Raw genomic sequence first — 16,409 nt, forward strand, 5'->3', positions numbered from 1 at the left:
ACGCCCGGGACGCAACGTTCTCACGACTTCTCCCCTGTTCCATCGTCGTCAAGCGCCGGCATCCCGCCGACAGATGGAGTCGGCTGCGGAGTCTCGCCGGAATCCTGGCCCAGTACCAGCATTTGCCGTTCGCTTGCCGTCCCGGGGAATCCTATGTCCGCAGGTTCCAGCTGAAGCGGAGACTTCACAATGGTGCCTCCTTGCCGCAGTGGAAGCGTCAGTCGGAAGTTGGAACCGGAACCCTTTCGGCCCCAGGCCTGAAGCCAACCGTTATGAAGCTTGGTGTCCTCGGCTGCGATGGAAAGGCCCAAGCCACTTCCTCCGGTGGTCCTGGCGCGTGCAGGATCTGCCCGCCAGAAGCGGTCGAAGACCCTGGCAGCCTCAGCCTGGGTCATTCCGATGCCGTGGTCCCTTACTGACACCGCTACAGCTTCATGATTGGCCGCGACAGATATATGGACAGGCTTGCCTTCACCGTGTTCGAGGGCATTGAGCAGCAAGTTGCGGAGAATGCGGTCGATCCTGCGGGAGTCCATCTCCACGATGATGCTCTTTTGCCGGGCGTTCAGCCGGACTTCCGAGCCGTACTCCGCGGCCACCGGTGCGGCACCTTCCATAACGTGAGAGATCACTTGGAAAATGTCCTGCGGTTCTGCATCCAGCACGGCGGCGCCAGCGTCGAATCGTGAAATCTCCAGCAGGTCCGAAAGCAGCGATTGAAAGCGCTCAACCTGGTGGTACAGCAACTCCGCCGATCTCTTGTTCATGGGATCGAAATCGTCCCGTGCATCGAACAGGACTTCGGCCGCCATTCGTACCGTGGTGAGCGGGGTACGCAGTTCGTGGGAAACATCAGAGACAAAGCGCTGTTGCATCTGCGACAACGTGGCCAACTGGGTGATCTGTTCCTGGAGGCTTGCGGCCATGTGGTTGAAGGAAGCGCCCAATCTCGCGACTTCGTCTTCTCCCTTAACCACCATTCGTTCCTGTAGTTGGCCGGCAGCAAGCTTTTCCGATACGACGGCAGCATGGCTGACCGGACTGACTACGTTACGGGTCACGTACCAGGCAATGGCACCGATCATGAGGACGAGAGCCGCACCGCCTGCCCACAGTACGTTCTGAATCTCGTCCAGTGTTTGCTGGGCAGTATTGAGGTCGTAGATCAGGTATAGCTCGTAAGCCGTTCCGTTGAACGTGACCATGTTTCCGACGGCGATGCCGGGCCTGTCCTCGTTCCCCACCGGAAACTGCGTGGAGGCCCAGAATTGCTGCTTGCCACCGCTTTGAACAGCCTTACGCAGCTCGGGGGGAATGACGCGAACCGTCAGCTGGTCCGAAGCGCGCGATTCAACCCAACGGTTACGTGGTTTGGTTTGTTCCGGAGCAGCTTCGAAGACATATCTACGCTGGATGACCGAGCCCCGGCCTTCCACGGCTGTCAAGGTGTCGTAAACCAAGGTGATGACGCTTGACTGGTCGGTGACTTGGGCGCCGTCGAACGTGTCCTGGACTTGCTTGACGTTAAAGCGCGACTCGGATTCCGCCTGTGCCAGCCTCTCCTGGAAGAGGTTGTTGGCGATTTGGTTGGATAAGTACGCGCCAACAATGGCGAACGACGTCACAGCGAGCAGCAATGTGGTCAGGACCGTGCGGAACTCCAACGACCGCCGCCATCGCCTCAACAAGGAACGCCAAACGAAGCGCAGCCCCGGTCTTATTTGGCGCACGCCAATGGCGACGAGTCGCGAAACCCGCAGAACCAGGATCAATCCGCGCCGTGTCCAGATCCGCCCCCGGGTCAGGACCCAGGAAAGGTCCCTGGCCTCCCGAGCGGACTGATCAGGGGACTTATCGGGTTGCTCAGGGGACGTTTCCGGGGTCTCAGACTCAGCCGGGGTCACCTGCTGGACACCGGCCCGATCGGGAGTTTTGGGGCCCGGCCCCCCGCCTGCCCCGCCGGTCTTGCCGACCGGGGACTCAGGAACCTGCTTTATATCCGACACCACGCACCGTCAAAACGACCTCGGGCGCTTCCGGATCACGTTCAATCTTTGAGCGCAGACGCTGGACGTGAACATTGACCAGCCGGGTGTCAGCCGCGTGGCGGTATCCCCACACCTGCTCGAGAAGCAATTCGCGGGTGAATACTTGCCACGGCTTGCGTGCCAGCGCTACCAAGAGATCAAACTCCAGGGGCGTCAAGGAGATCCGCTCGCCGCCACGGGTCACCAAATGACCGGCGACGTCGATGGTCACGTCTGCGATACGCAAGGTCTCGGGGGCCTTCTGGTCACCCGGCCGCAACCGGGCCCGGACGCGTGCTACAAGTTCAGCAGGTTTGAACGGCTTGGGCACGTAATCATCGGCGCCGGATTCAAGCCCGCGAACAACGTCTGAAGTATCGGACTTGGCGGTGAGCATGACGATGGGCACATCCGACTCGCCACGGATCTGCCGGCAAACCTCAATTCCATCCGAGCCCGGCAACATCAGGTCAAGCAGCACCAGATCCGGCTTTGAGGAGCGGAAGACCTCCAAAGCCTGGCCGCCGTCTGCGCAGAACACCGGCTCGAAGCCATCGTTGCGCAGAACGATTCCAATCATCTCTGCGAGTGCTTCGTCGTCGTCAACTACCAGAATGCGTGCCTTCATAGTTATATATTCCCTTATCACCAAGTCTTTGTCCCGTTGGGCGCGGCGCACGGCATGGCGCCCCTAAGGCACTTCCACCGTACTGCACCCTGCCGTTATGCCCCGGTGGCAGCATGGGCTACAGGCTATGAGGGACGACGGCGGGACTATAGGCTGGGTGCGAAGGTCCGTGTGGGGGACGTCGGGAGTCGGCGGGCCGGATCTTATGGGGAGGGAATCGTGTCACAACCAGAGCACGGCCAGAATCCGCCGGGCGGTCAGCCCGCATGGGGAAACCAGCCGCAATGGGGAAATCAACCACAGTGGGGAAACCAACCACAATGGGGAGGCCCTCCAGGCTGGGCGCCACCGCAGAGCAGCGGGCAGAACCATCCAAGCCGAGCTGCCCCGGGATGGCCCCCAGGGCCTCCGTATGGGCAGCCCCTCTATGTCGCTCCCCCAAAGCCAGGAGTCATTCCCCTGCGTCCGCTGCAGTTCGGCGAGATTCTGGATGGCTCCTTCCAAACAATCCGCCGCAATGCTGCCTCGATGTTTGGTTCCGCACTGATCGTCCAAGCCATTGGAGCAGTCTTCATCGGCATCGTCACCGTTGGGATGTTCCAGCTGTCGACTTCCCTTGAGTCTGTCAGTTCAGAAGCTGAGCTGGCCGATGCAATGGGCCCGTTCCTCGCTTTCATGGCCGGCACCATGGGCGTTTCCGTGTTGATCGGTTTCCTGGGTTCCGTCCTCCAAGGAGTTCTGGTTGTCCCGGTCTCCCGCTCGGTTCTCAACCGCCGGACAGGTTTCAAACAAATGTGGAAGCTTGCGGGCCCGGGAATCCTGCCGCTCCTGGGCGTTGCCGCGCTGCTGACGCTGGGCGGGCTGCTTGTAGCTGCCGCAGTGATCGGGGTAGCGATCTTGTTATTCACTGCGATGGGACCCGCGGCCCTGCTTATCGTCCTGCCCTTGGGCCTGGGTTTCTTTGTGGCCTTCGTTTGGATCGGCCTGAAGTTGATGCTGGCTCCCGCCGCCATCGTGGTGGAGAAGACCGGCGTTTTCCAAGGATTGCTCCGATCCTGGCGATTGACGAAGAACAATTGGTGGCGGATCTTCGGCATCACCCTGGTGGTAGCCATCATGGTGGGAATCATCGCGCAGATCGTCCAAATTCCTGTGTCCTTGGCCTCCGCGGCCATTGGTGGAGTAGTTTCACCCCACCCTGATCCCGACTCGATGACCTCAACGTTGGTTCTGACCACTGTCATCTCCACTGCGATTGGGGCGTTGGTGGGGTCCGTGACATTCGCCTTTCAAGCGTCCGTGTCGGGCTTGATCTACATGGATCTTCGGATGCGTCGCGATGGCCTGGATGTTGAATTGATGCGGCTCATGGAAACTGGTTCCGATCCTGACGGTATTCCAGGCGGGCCATCCACGTTGACACGAAACACCACCTGGCCACCTGATGGCGGGCAGTTTCCTTCCGCTCCCCCCGGGCAGCGGCCTCCCGCATGAAGGTCGCCGCCATTGACATTGCACCGTTGGCATTCATGGAACCACCGGTGGAACCGGACCGTGACGAAGCCCGGCGTTGGGCTGCTGAGGAGCTATCGAATCCCCGATATCCGGATGCAAGGCCCGGCTGGCTGGACCAGTTGTGGCGGGATTTCCTGGACTGGCTGGCATCGTTGGAAGGTGATGGACCTGGCACCGGACCCAACCTTGCTGTCCCGTTGATTGTGGTTTTGGCGCTGGCACTCATCATCGCTGCCGTCGTCGTCGTTCGGCCAAGACTCAACGCCCGACGACGGAAAGAACCCGGAGATCTCTATGGAGAAGACCAGAGCGTCGACGCCGGGGGCTACCGAAGCAGGGCGGCGACTGCAGCAGACAGTGGCAACTGGCCGGCCGCCGTCGTCGATCAATTTCGCGCTCTTGTCCGATCTGCCGAAGAACGGGACATCATTGAGGCTCGAGCGGGCAGGACGGCAGACGAAGCAGCCGGTCAACTGGGCCAGGTTTTTGGTTCGGCCCAAGCCAGGCTGCTCGCCGCTGCGGGTGTTTTCGACGCCGTGCGGTACGGCGAACAAGCCGCAACACGGGCGGACTATGAGTCCGTCCGCCAGCTGGACGCTGATCTTCTTGAGCTGAAGCCCGACTTCACAGGACAAGCCCACGCCGGATTCGCGGTACCACGATGACCACCATCTTGGAGGATAGCACCCCGGGTACCGACAATGCCGCTGCCGAAAAACTTCCCGCGGGTCAACGTTTCAGGGCCTGGTTCCGGAAACACCTGGTATGGATTGCCCTCGGCACCCTGCTTGCAGGCTTGGTCACTTTCCTGGCCATCAACAGCGTCTCCGGCGCAACTGATTCCCGGCGGCTCTCCGCACGGAATCCAGCGCCGGACGGAGCCATGGCTGCAGCCGAAATCCTCGCACGCCACGGAGTTTCCGTCACTCGGACAGACACGTTTGAAGACACTATGGATACGTTGTCAGCCAAGGACGAAGCCACGGTTCTCCTCTTTGACGCGCAGGGCTTTCTTGACCGGTCCCAACTGGAGGAGATCACTGCCGCAGCAGACCGCGTTGTGGTAGTTGCTCCACGGCTGAGGACACTCAATGGCCTGAACCAGGGGATCCGGCCCGGCGGTGTGGTTCCAGAAGCAACACAGGTGACCGAACCCGGATGTGAACAGGAAGATGCCAGGGCGGCGGGCCGGGTGTCCGCACAAGGATCTGTCCTGTCCGGGCCCGTGGTTTGTTATCCCACCCGCGAGGACGGACCAGGCTTGTATGCGGCGTCAGCCGATGGGCGGGTCATCGTCCTGGGCAGTAGGGAACTCATGGACAATCAACACCTAGCCTTGGAGGGCAATGCTGCCCTTGCCCTGCGTACCTTGGGGAACAACGCGGACCTCGTGTGGTACATCCCGGGCGTCGGCGATATCTCCGCCTCCAATTCAAACCCCACACTGAACGAGCTGGCACCGCGATGGCTGGCCTTCGCCGGCCCGTGGCTGGGCTTGGTAGCCCTGTTGGCCATCGCTTGGCGGGGCCGGCGCATGGGTCCTCTCGTATTCGAGCCGCTGCCCGTGGTGGTCAAGGCCGTCGAAACAGCAGAAGGCCGGGCACGCCTTTACCAGGATTCACGGGCTGTGGGGCGGGCAGCCAACAACTTGAGGGCAGGAACCCTCTCACGGTTGGCCCGGCACTTCAACCTCGGCGCTGACACCACCGCCGAAGCAATAGTCGACGCAACAGCCCGCCATGCGGAGCAATCAATCCAGGAAGTCCGATTTGTCCTGATCGACTTCATGCCGGAAAGCGAAGGACAACTGGTGCAGTGGGCACAACAAATCGAACGAATCGAACAGGAGGCGACCGCCCGATGAGCAGCCAGCCAAACAGCTATACGGACAGCACCAGCCACTCCGCGGGAGGTGACGCCAGCCCGCAGGGTGCGCCTCGGGGAACCGGACCCGCAGAAAACGGACAGCGCCGGCCCGGTGAGGATCCGGCCCGGCAGTCTCTGCTGAATGTCAGGGCAGAGGTGGGCAAGGCCGTGGTCGGTCAGGACCCCACCGTAACGGGTATGCTGATCGCCCTGCTCTGTGGCGGACATGTTCTCCTGGAAGGTGTACCCGGCGTAGCCAAGACCCTGTTGGTCAGGGCGTTGTCCACCGCGCTGAGCCTGGACACAAAGCGCGTCCAGTTCACTCCGGACCTCATGCCCGGCGACGTCACGGGTTCACTGGTATATGACTCGCACACCTCTGAGTTCACTTTCCGCGAGGGCCCGGTTTTCACCAACATCATGCTGGCCGATGAGATCAACCGGACCCCGCCCAAGACCCAGGCCTCGCTCCTGGAAGCAATGGAGGAACGCCAGGTTTCGGTAGATGGTGTGTCGCGTCCGCTTCCAAGCCCGTTCATTGTGGCGGCAACCCAGAACCCGGTGGAATACGAAGGCACCTACCCCTTGCCGGAAGCACAACTGGATCGGTTCCTCCTCAAGCTGACCATGCCACTGCCTGGACGGGCAGAGGAAATCGAGGTTATCCGTCGCCACGCCAACGGCTTTGATCCCCGGAACCTGTCTGCAGCGGGCGTACGGCCAGTGGCGGGCGCCGTCGAGCTTTCCAGTGCCCAAGCGGCTGTCGCGCAAGTGGCCGTGGCTCCGGAAATCCTCGCGTACATAGTTGACGTGGTGCGCGCAACACGGTCTGCTCCTTCTTTCCAACTCGGCGTTTCTCCCCGTGGAGCCACCGCCCTACTCAACACTTCAAAGGCATGGGCATGGTTGTCCGGCAGGTCTTTCGTGACTCCGGACGATGTCAAGGCTTTGTCGTTGCCGTGCCTGAGGCACAGGGTGGGTCTGCGTCCGGAGGCTCAAATGGACGGCATCCAAGTGGACGCCGTCCTGGGCAGTATCCTGGCATCCGTCCCGGTGCCGCGGTGATCTTCCGACCGGCATTGGCCGAGGGGGTTTGAGTGGCCATTACGGGTCGTTTCGTGTTGCTGGCCCTTCTGGGTTTGGTGCCCTTGGTGGTTTTTCCCGCGTGGACCACCGTCCTGTTCGTGGCCGTGGGGCTGCTGCTCTTACTGGTTGCGGACCTTGTCTTGGCAGCCTCGCCCGCGAGGCTTGCCCTGGAACGCAGGCAACCTGGAAACGTGACGCTTGAGGGCGAGACAGACTCCGTTGTCACTGTCACCAATGGCACGCGGCGCAAGCTGCGTGCCGAGGTAAGAGACACATGGCAGCCCTCCGCCGGCGCAGTGAACCCTTCACAGTCCTTGGTAGTCCCGTCCGGAGAGCGGCGCCGCATGACCGTGACCCTGATTCCTCGTCGTCGCGGCGACCTCAAAAGCCCCCACGTGACCATCCGATCGTTCGGCCCCATGGCTTTGGCCGCAAGGCAGCGGACCCGCGCCCTGCCTGGTCAACTGCGGGTCCTCCCCCCGTTCCATTCAAAACGTCATCTGCCTTCCAAACTCCGGAAGCTTAGGGAGTTGGATGGCAGGGCCGCCGTACAGATCCGTGGGGCCGGCACCGAATTCGACTCACTGCGGGACTACGTCCGCGGTGACGATGTCCGGTCCATCGACTGGCGGGCCACCGCGCGGCGGACTTCAGTGGTGGTACGGACGTGGCGCCCGGAGCGCGACCGGCGAGTGGTCATCGTGCTTGATACTTCGCGCACAGCAGCCGCCCGAATCGAGGATGAACCCCGGCTCGACACCGGAATTGAGGCGGCGCTGCTGCTCGCGGTGCTGGCCGAGCGCGGAGGCGACCGCGTGGACTTCCTCGCTTACGATCGGCGAATTCGCGCACGCGTTGAATCGGCCTCAAAAGGCAATCTGCTGGGTCAACTCGTCCAAGCCATGGCCCCCTTGGAAGCTGAACTGATCGAACTCGATTGGCAGCAGGTTCCGGCTCAGGTACGGGCAGTTTCGGCGCACCGATCCATGGTGGTCCTCTTGACAGCGCTCGACGGCGGCGCCCCCGAAGAGGGGCTCCTCCCCACTGTGGCGCAATTGTCGCGCCAACACGTTGTGGTGGTGGCCTCGGTCCGGGATCCCCTGCTGTCTGCCATGAAAGAAGAAAGAACGACGGCCAGCCAGGTTTTCCGTGCAGCCGCCGCCGAGCGCGCATTGTTGGAGCGTTCCGCGGTGACGGCGCAACTCCGGCAACTCGGAGCCGAAGTGGTTGACGCCGAACCCCACGATGTTCCTCCCTTACTCGCTGACACCTACATACGGCTCAAAGCAGCCGGGAGGCTCTAGTTCCAAGGTTTAGTTCCACGTACAAGGAAGGACCGCAATGAATACCCCCATCTACCAGCTGGCACTCGGCGATGAGTTCAGCCGGCTAACCCCGGAGCTCCAGGAGTATTTTTCGTTGGCTGCCGGCTCCGGATCGTATGGAATCGGAGAGGGAGTCTTTGACGTTGTCGGGTGCCGTCAAAAGTGGTTGCGGCCGCTGCTCGCCCTGACGGGGAGCGAGGAGGTTTTCTTTCCTGATTACGGTGAGGGCATTCCGTTCCGGATCGAAAACCACGCCCATCTGGATCCTTTCGGACGACCGGCCCTGACGGCCCGTCGGGAGATCTATTTCCCTTCGGGTACACGGCTGTTCCACGATACGACGAGCGCGGTCCTGACTGGCTCCGACCATCGAAATGCCCATTTGGTGGACCATGTGGGACGTTATCGCCGTCTTGTCACGGACCTGGATGTCAGCGTTACCTCAGAGGGCCGCCTTCGTGGCGTGTCCAAAGCAAGCAGACTATTCCTCGGCCCCTTGCGAGTACCCTTGCCAACCGCACTTGATGCGCGTGCTTACGCGGAGCAGTGGTGGGACAGCGCAGAGCGCAAGCACCGCATCCAAGTCAAAGTCATCCAGCCCCAGATCGGCTTGGTCCTTGTATACGCAGGACGCTTCGACTACCGCTTGGCACCATATCTGCCAGGAGCTGCCCCCGGTACTTCTCTCCCCCGCTATGCGGAACCAGACCGCTGGGAAGAGAGAATCTGACGCTTTCGCAGTTAGCCCTGAGCCAGCTGGTCCAGTCCGTCGGCCACTTGGGTCAGTTTAGATAGCACAGCCTTGGCCCTTGAAGGCTTGAAGTCAGCCAGCCCCGTAGAGGGCGTAACCCGGAGTCCCGACAAGCCCGAGGCAGGAAGCCCGAGCTGCCGCCACGGCTTCGCGATGCTTTCAACAACCTCGGCGGTGCGTGGCAGTTGCGCCTGTGGCTCGCCTGTTGACAGTGCGCCCGCCCACAGGCGTTTTCCGTCCTCCACTGCTACAGCCAGCTGCTCCCATTGGCGTGTCGTCAGGGCTTTCAGGGGCACCGCGACGCCGTCGGCTCCCGCTGCAAGGATACGCTCGATGGGAGCTTCGATTTCCGGCACTGAGACCACGGCCTCGACGACTCCCGCACTCTTGAGAGCGTCGATCACCACTCGCCACGCGCCTGTCACTTCCTCGCCGGATATGGACCGCAACGTTCGGTAGCCACTCGCCGTCGGGATCGTGCCTGCCATGACGGAGGCGATGTCCGGCTCGTCAATTTGAACCACCAGCCGGGCACCCGGGACAGCCGAGGCGATGCGCCTGAGGTGCTCTGCGATGCCGGCGGCCAAGGATTCCGCAATATCCCTGCGGGCGCCATGATCCAGAAGTGCCCGTTCGCCGTTGTGCAGGTAAAGATTGGCAGCAAGACTCATGGGGCCCAACAGCTGGATTTTGAGCTCCGTTGCAGCGACATCCTCGGCACCAGCTATGTCGGCCAATATATTGAGGTCGGTCGAGAGCGCAGAGCGGGCGCGCCGGGCATCCTTCCCGGGCTTGTCCACCAGACGCCAGCCGTGCGGTTGGACGTCGATTGCCAGGTCGACCAACAGTGAGCCGGTCCTCCCGACAGCATCCGAGCCCACCCCTCGATCAGGCAACTCGGGCAGGAAAGGAAGATGGGGGTCCCCCAATTCGCCCCGAATGATCCGGTTTGCTTCCGCGGGGTCGCTTCCGGGCCACGGGCCCAGTGCGGTGGCGCTGGCGCGCAAATTAGCCATTTCCGCCACGGCTTAGGCCTGCTGGCTGGAAATCTGGTGATCCTCGGCGATTGCCTCGTGATGGCGGATCACTTCGCTGATGATGAAGTTGAGGAATTTCTCTGCGAAGGCTGGATCAAGGTGCGCATCCTCGGCCAGCCGTCGCAAGCGGGCGATCTGGGCCGATTCGCGGCCCGGATCTCCGGCGGGAAGCTTGTGGGTGGCCTTTAGGATTCCTACCTTCTGGGTGGCCTTGAAGCGTTCCGCGAGCAGGAAGACAAGTGTTGCGTCAATGTTGTCGATGCTGGACCGGATGGACAACAGCTCGTCCATGACTGCACGGTCCACTTGGCCGGCCAGGGAGCTCGCTGCCGGGTTGAAGGAATCGGCGTCATCAGGAAGGGCGTTGTTCTGCTCGGTCATGCACCCCAGTCTATGGTGTGGGGCGGTCCAGCCGCGGGTGTTACCTGCGGGCCAGGACAGGCACGTTACAGCAACCATGGCCTCAGCTATTGGCGTATCCCTTAACGCGGAGAAGGTACGCCCGCCACAGTGGGGGGCGTACCTTCTCTACATTGCGTGGATTCTCCGGGGACGGTCTAGTCGCCAAGCAACGATCTAGCCGCCCAACAGAGTGCGGTGCGCTTCCCGCCGTCGTGCTTGTTCGTCGGGGTCCGGCACCGGCAGCGAGGCGATGAGCCTCTTGGTGTACTCATGCTGCGGTGAGCCCATCACATGGTTTCCGATCCCCTGCTCCACCAACTGGCCTTTGTACAGCACGCCAACCCAGTGGGACAACATGTCCACTACTGCGAGGTCGTGGCTGATGAACAGAGCCGCGAAACCGTACTGCTCCTGTATGTCCTTGAACAGGTCCAACACTTTGGCCTGCACCGAGACATCCAAGGCGGAGGTGGGTTCGTCGGCGATCAGGAGGCGCGGGTTGAGTGCCAGCGACCTCGCCAAGGATGCGCGCTGCCGCTGCCCACCGGACAGCTCGTGCGGGTAGCGCTCCGCGTACGACGCCGGCAGCTGGACTGATTCGAGCAGCTCACCTACCTTTTTCCTCGCCTCAGCGGCACCGGGCTTGGTGTGGATAAGCAGCGGTTCTGCGACGCACTCGCCGATCGTGAGGTGCGGATTGAAAGACGCCGCCGGATCCTGGAAAACGAAGCCGATCTCCTTGCGGAGCGGACGGAAGGTACGCTCTTTGAAGTCCAGCATCTCGTACCCAAGAACCTTCAGGCTGCCTCCCGTGGTTCGGGTCAGGCCTGCTATGGCCCGTCCAATGGTGGATTTTCCGGAACCGGATTCACCGACCAGTCCGAAAACCTCATTCTCCGAGACCGTAAAGCTGACGTCGTCCACGGCCTTGAACCCGTGCCTGCCGAAACGGCCGGGGTATTCGATGGTGAGGTTCTTTGCTTCCACCAGGATTTTGCCTCCCTGGTGGAGCCGGCCACGGGCACCCTCGGAGGCCGAGTTTCGTCCGAGGTGCGGTACTGCGGCCAGCAGTTTCCTGGTGTACTCCTGCCGGGGTTCGGCAAACAGGACCCGTGAAGGAGCCTCCTCCACAACGTCGCCCTGGTACATGACCACAACGCGGTCGGCCAAATCTGCCACTACACCCATGTTGTGCGTGATGAGCACGATTGAGGTGCCATAGTTGTCCCTCAGGTCGCGGAGGAGCTGCAGGATTTCAGCCTGGACTGTAACATCCAGCGCGGTGGTGGGCTCATCCGCCACGATCAGTCCCGGGTTGAGGGCCAAGGCCGCAGCGATTACCACGCGTTGCTTCTGACCACCTGAGAACTGGTGCGGGTAGTAGTTGACCCGCGTCTCAGGATCCGGGATGCCCACCTTGCGGAGCGCCTCGGTTGCCCGGTGCTTGGCTTCCTTGGCGGAGATGCGACGGCCGTCCGAGGCGTGTGCCCGGATACCTTCGGCAATCTGCCAGCCCACGGTGAAGACCGGGTTCAGGGCCGTGGAAGGCTCTTGGAACACCATGGCAACATCCCGGCCACGGATTTTGCGAAGCGTCGATTTGCTGACGCTGATGACGTTGTTGCCGTTGATCACCACGGCACCGGAGCTGATGGCAGTTTCCGGAAGCAGGCCCAGGATGGTTTTGGCTGTCACGGTTTTGCCGGAACCCGATTCCCCTACGATGGCCACTACTTCACCGGCTCCAACTTCCAGGCTGACGTCCTTTACAGCGTGAACGTCCCCGCCATCAGTGGCGAAGGTGACTTGGAGCCGATCGATGGTTAGTACAGGCGGCTCGGTGCTGACGTGATCTGACTCATTTCCCAAGTTGGTGGTCATGGCTTGCCTGCCTCTGTCGGGTTTGAAGGCGTTCCTGCCGTTGTTGGTGTTGGCGTCCTGCCCGCGCGTTTGCGTCCACGGATCCGGGGGTCATTGAGGTCGTTGATGCTCTCGCCCACGAGGGTCAGCCCCAGGACCGTGAGTACGATCGCGATCCCGGGGAAGACGCCCGTCCACCAAATACCGGACGAAGTGTCCGCCAGTGCCTTGTTGAGGTCAAACCCCCATTCAGCGGCTGATGTGGGCTCGATGCCGAAGCCAAGGAAGCCCAGGCCGGCGAGCGTCAGGATCGCCTCGGAAGCGTTCAGGGTGAACATGAGCGGCAGGGTCCGGGTGGCGTTCTTGAAAATGTGCCTCCCAATGATGCGCACGCTGGAAGCCCCGAGCACTTTGGCCGACTCGACGAACGGCTCGGCCTTGAGACGAATGGTCTCTGCCCGGATGACCCGGAAGTACTGCGGGACAAAGACCACCGTGATGGAGAAAGCACAAGAGAAGATGCCGCCCCAGAAACTGGATTGTCCCCGGCTGATCACGATGGAAATTACGATTGCCAGGAGCAGGGTAGGAAACGCATAGATGGCATCCGCCACTACCACCAGAATCCTGTCCAGCCACCCTCCGAAATATCCACTGAGCAGACCAAGGGCGACACCGAGGAACAAGGACATCGCCACTGACACAACGATGACTGTCACCGCTGTTTGGGAACCCCAAACCACCCGTGACAAGACGTCGTAGCCGCCAACAGTTGTTCCCAGCATGTGCTTGGAGTTCGGAGCTTCCTGGGTGGGAAACGAACCGGATGCGTCGCTGAGTTGGGAGTAGCCATAGGGAGCAAGGAGGGGTGCAAAGATGCTCGTAAGGATGAAGAGTCCACTGAGGACAACGCCCACAATGAGCATGCCTCGCTGAAGTCCGACGCTTTTCTTCAAGTGGCTTACCACGGGAAGCCTTGAGAACAAGGGCTGCTTGGGTCGGGTCAATGGGGAAGTGCTCATGGTCAGTACCTCACTCGAGGGTCGATGAGTGCGGCAATAATATCCACCACGAAGTTGGTGACGGCCACAATGATGGCCAGCAATACAACGATTCCCTGGACGGCCACAAAGTCGCGCGCGTTCAGGTACTGCACCAGTTGATAGCCCAGGCCCTTCCACTCAAAGGTGGTTTCGGTCAGAATGGCGCCGCCCAGCATCAGCGCAATTTGCAGGCCCATGACAGTAATGATGGGAATCAGTGCCGGTTTGTAGGCATGCTTGGTCACCAGGCGGAACTCACTGACACCGCGGGAACGCCCGGCCTCAACGTAGTCCTTTCCCAGCGTGCCGATGACGTTGGTGCGCACCAGTCGCAGGAAGACGCCGGCGGTCAACAATCCGAGGGCTACTGCGGGGAGCACCGCGTGGGCCACGATGTCCCCCAGGGCTGCGAAGTTGCCGCTGCGCAATGCGTCCAGCCAGTAAATGCCTGACGGTGCAGCCAGGCCGCTCATGGTCAGTTCCGTTCGCGTAGAGGCTCGACCAGCTACGGGGAACCATCCAAGCCACACGGAAAACGTCAGTTTGAGGAGGAGCCCGGAGAAGAAAACAGGTGTGGCGTAGCAGAGGATGGCGAAGAACCTCAGAAACGCATCAGGAGTCTTGTCCCGGTGCTGTGCGGCAATGAGACCGAAGGGGATGCCGACTGCAAGCGCGACGATCAGTGCGTTGATCGACAGCTCGAGTGTGGCTGCACCGAAAGTGGTGAGTACTTCCACCACTGGCCGCCGGTCGGTGATGGTGCTGCCAAAATTGCCGGTGATGAGTTGGCCCAGGTATTCGAAGTACTGGACCAGGACGGGCCGATCGTAGCCGGCCTCTTGTATTCGCTGGGCCAGGACGTCCGGGGGCAGGCGTCCGCCTTGCGATGCCGTGATGGGGTCTCCAATGACCCGCATCAGGAAGAAGACGAGAGTCACCAAGATGAAGACGGTGGGGATGATCAGGAAAAACCTGACCACGATGTATCTGCCCAGACCTCCCCCGGCTTTGGACTTGCTCTTGGGAGCAACGATGCCGGGCTCAGCCTCGGGAACCTCAATAAGTGTTGTCATTGTTACCTGCATTTCCTGCCCGTGGATTGCGCGGGGTTGTCTCATGCGAGCCGGCCACCTGGGTGGTCAGCAAAGGAGGCGGGACACCGGATCAGTGTCCCGCCTCCCTTTCTTCACATAGGTGCGGTTACTTGGAAATTACTCCGAGGCGGAACTTGAACGATGGGTCCAGTGTCTTCTCGACGCCATTCACGCCGCTTCCGGCAACCGCCACCTGGGCGCCCTGGAGCAGGGGCAGGGTGGAAATGTCCTTGGCCAAGGCGTTCTGGACATCCTTGATGGCAGCCTCGCGGCTGGTCTTGTCCGCATCCGTCAGCTGCTTGGCGATCAGCCCATTGACTTCGGGATTGTTGTAATGGTTCTTCAGGAAGCCGCCTTCCGGGAAGAACGGCGTCAGGTAGTTATCGGAATCGCTGAAGTCCGGGAACCAGCCAAACTGGAACAACGGGTACTCGTCGGCACGGCTGGCCTTGCTGTAAGTGACCCATTCTGTGGACTGCAGGTTCACGGTGAAGAGACCGGACTTCTCCAGCTGCTCCTTGACCATGGCGTATTCATCGCCGGAGGATCCGCCGTAGTGATCCGGGTTGTACTGCAGGTTCAGTGCGACGGGTTCCGTGATGCCGGCATCCGTCAGGACCTTCTTTGCCTTGTCCAGGCTTGGCTTTCCGGCATCGCCATAGGCGTCCTTGAACGACTCGTTGGCGCCGAGGAATCCGCTCGGAACGTTGGAGTACAGGGGCAGGTAGGTGCCCTTGTATACCTGGTCAGCGATAGCCTGGCGGTCAACGAGGTTGGCCACGGCCTGGCGAACTGCGAGTGCCTTCGCAGGGTCTGCGCCGGCTGCCTTGGTTCCGTACGGCATGGTGTCGAAGTTGAAGGTGATGTAGCGGATCTCGCCACCCGGTCCGGTGAGGACCTTGACCTTGGAGTCCTTGCGCAGGTCGTCGATATCCGTGGCGCTCAGGCTGCGGAAGGCAACGTCAATGGCACCTTGCTGGATTTCCAGCTTCAGGTTGGTGGGGCTGGCGTAGTACTTAATGGTGGCAGCATCATTGGCGGGCTTCCCAAGAACGCCTTGGTAGTCAGCGAGGGCCTTAAAGCTGACCAGTTCGTTCTTCTTGTAGCTGTCAATCGTGTACTGGCCGTAGAACGCGTTCGCTTTGATGATCTCGTCGTCCGAAAGAATCTTGTCGGCCGGGAAGACTTCATCGTCCACGATCGGCGCGGCAGGGCTGCTCAGGATCTGGCTGAACGTCTGGTCGTTGGCGTTCTTCAACTTGAATACCACGGTGGTGGCATCGGGCGTACTTACGCTTTCGATGTTGGTCAGCAGCGAGGCAGGTCCGGCGGGATCGTTGATTGCCACCTGCCGATCGAAGGAGTGTTTGACGTCCTTGGAATCCAAAGTGTGCCCGTTGGCCCACTTGAGCCCCGACTTGAGCTTGACGGTGTATTCCGACGGCGCCGTGAACGACGACGATTCGGCGAGGTCGGGAACGGGCTCCGCACCGCCGGGCTTCGAATTCAGGAGAAATGAGTAGACCTGGTTCATCACCATAAACGAACCGTTGTCATAGGACCCGGCGGGATCCAGCGACGTGACTTTGTCAGTAGTGCCGTAGGCGATGGGGCCTGCGGCGGCCGGGGCGGATGATGAACCGCCGCCGGAGGGACCCGTGCATGCCGTCAGGGCGAGCGCGGAAATGCCCGCCAGCGCGATAACGCCGTGCAGGGCCTTCTTGTTCAGTGCCATCTGGTGAACCTTCTGTTCGATGGATTCGGCGCGCCGCCGT

The 16,409-nt window shown here is 61.3% G+C and carries 14 protein-coding genes; 6 read left to right on the top strand and 8 right to left on the bottom strand.

Annotated elements, in window-relative coordinates:
• Nucleotides 1-20 precede the first annotated feature (20 nt).
• Complete coding sequence (gene mtrB, locus ACNAOT_RS15235; RefSeq protein ID WP_420178466.1) at nucleotides 21-2,009, bottom strand: MtrAB system histidine kinase MtrB; 1,989 nt, start codon at nucleotides 2,007-2,009, stop codon at nucleotides 21-23.
• Nucleotides 1,981-2,655: an MtrAB system response regulator MtrA gene (mtrA, locus tag ACNAOT_RS15240; protein WP_014922244.1), complete on the bottom strand. Its 675-nt coding sequence runs from the start codon at nucleotides 2,653-2,655 to the stop codon at nucleotides 1,981-1,983. Before mtrA ends, mtrB begins: the two co-directional genes overlap by 29 nt.
• 528 nt (nucleotides 2,656-3,183) lie before the next feature.
• Here mtrA and ACNAOT_RS15245 point away from each other — a divergent pair.
• The 6 genes from ACNAOT_RS15245 to ACNAOT_RS15270 are packed head-to-tail and all read left to right on the top strand — an operon-like array spanning nucleotide 3,184 to nucleotide 9,177.
• Nucleotides 3,184-4,149 (top strand): hypothetical protein, encoded by a 966-nt coding sequence (locus tag ACNAOT_RS15245; protein ID WP_420178467.1) that lies wholly within the window; start codon nucleotides 3,184-3,186, stop codon nucleotides 4,147-4,149.
• Nucleotides 4,146-4,835 (top strand): DUF4129 domain-containing protein, encoded by a 690-nt coding sequence (locus ACNAOT_RS15250; protein WP_420178468.1) that lies wholly within the window; start codon nucleotides 4,146-4,148, stop codon nucleotides 4,833-4,835. The genes ACNAOT_RS15245 and ACNAOT_RS15250 overlap by 4 nt, the downstream gene beginning before the upstream one ends.
• Nucleotides 4,832-6,034, top strand: a complete 1,203-nt coding sequence (locus ACNAOT_RS15255; RefSeq protein ID WP_420178469.1) for a DUF4350 domain-containing protein — start codon at nucleotides 4,832-4,834, stop codon at nucleotides 6,032-6,034. The genes ACNAOT_RS15250 and ACNAOT_RS15255 overlap by 4 nt, the downstream gene beginning before the upstream one ends.
• Nucleotides 6,031-7,101 carry an AAA family ATPase gene (locus tag ACNAOT_RS15260; RefSeq protein WP_420178470.1) on the top strand — a complete coding sequence of 357 codons (1,071 nt, stop codon included), beginning with the start codon at nucleotides 6,031-6,033 and terminating at the stop codon, nucleotides 7,099-7,101. Before ACNAOT_RS15255 ends, ACNAOT_RS15260 begins: the two co-directional genes overlap by 4 nt.
• A 32-nt stretch (nucleotides 7,102-7,133) precedes the next feature.
• Nucleotides 7,134-8,426 carry a DUF58 domain-containing protein gene (locus tag ACNAOT_RS15265; RefSeq protein ID WP_420178471.1) on the top strand — a complete coding sequence of 431 codons (1,293 nt, stop codon included), beginning with the start codon at nucleotides 7,134-7,136 and terminating at the stop codon, nucleotides 8,424-8,426.
• A 37-nt stretch (nucleotides 8,427-8,463) separates the two neighbouring features.
• The gene (locus ACNAOT_RS15270) at nucleotides 8,464-9,177 is read left to right on the top strand and encodes a DUF4166 domain-containing protein (RefSeq protein WP_420178472.1); all 714 of its coding nucleotides are present in this window, start codon (nucleotides 8,464-8,466) and stop codon (nucleotides 9,175-9,177) included.
• 11 nt (nucleotides 9,178-9,188) lie between these two features.
• On the opposite strand, the gene ACNAOT_RS15275 is transcribed toward ACNAOT_RS15270, so the two are convergent.
• From ACNAOT_RS15275 to ACNAOT_RS15300, 6 genes are all read right to left on the bottom strand, one after another.
• Entirely contained in the window at nucleotides 9,189-10,214 is a 1,026-nt protein-coding gene (locus tag ACNAOT_RS15275) for a hypothetical protein (RefSeq protein WP_420178473.1), read from the bottom strand.
• A gap of 12 nt (nucleotides 10,215-10,226) precedes the next feature.
• Nucleotides 10,227-10,616 (bottom strand): chorismate mutase, encoded by a 390-nt coding sequence (locus ACNAOT_RS15280; protein ID WP_054808477.1) that lies wholly within the window; start codon nucleotides 10,614-10,616, stop codon nucleotides 10,227-10,229.
• 195 nt (nucleotides 10,617-10,811) lie between these two features.
• Nucleotides 10,812-12,518: a dipeptide ABC transporter ATP-binding protein gene (locus tag ACNAOT_RS15285; protein ID WP_420178474.1), complete on the bottom strand. Its 1,707-nt coding sequence runs from the start codon at nucleotides 12,516-12,518 to the stop codon at nucleotides 10,812-10,814.
• Nucleotides 12,515-13,519 (bottom strand): ABC transporter permease, encoded by a 1,005-nt coding sequence (locus ACNAOT_RS15290; RefSeq protein WP_420178475.1) that lies wholly within the window; start codon nucleotides 13,517-13,519, stop codon nucleotides 12,515-12,517. The genes ACNAOT_RS15285 and ACNAOT_RS15290 overlap by 4 nt, the downstream gene beginning before the upstream one ends.
• Before the next feature lie 2 nt (nucleotides 13,520-13,521).
• Nucleotides 13,522-14,613 (bottom strand): ABC transporter permease, encoded by a 1,092-nt coding sequence (locus tag ACNAOT_RS15295; protein WP_091468608.1) that lies wholly within the window; start codon nucleotides 14,611-14,613, stop codon nucleotides 13,522-13,524.
• Between the two features lie 127 nt (nucleotides 14,614-14,740).
• The gene (locus ACNAOT_RS15300) at nucleotides 14,741-16,369 is read right to left on the bottom strand and encodes an ABC transporter substrate-binding protein (RefSeq protein WP_420181179.1); all 1,629 of its coding nucleotides are present in this window, start codon (nucleotides 16,367-16,369) and stop codon (nucleotides 14,741-14,743) included.
• Between the last annotated feature and the right edge of the window lie 40 nt (nucleotides 16,370-16,409).

The sequence above is a fragment of the Paenarthrobacter sp. TA1.8 genome, assembly GCF_048595705.1.
Classification (GTDB): Bacteria; Actinomycetota; Actinomycetes; order Actinomycetales; family Micrococcaceae; genus Arthrobacter; species Arthrobacter nitroguajacolicus.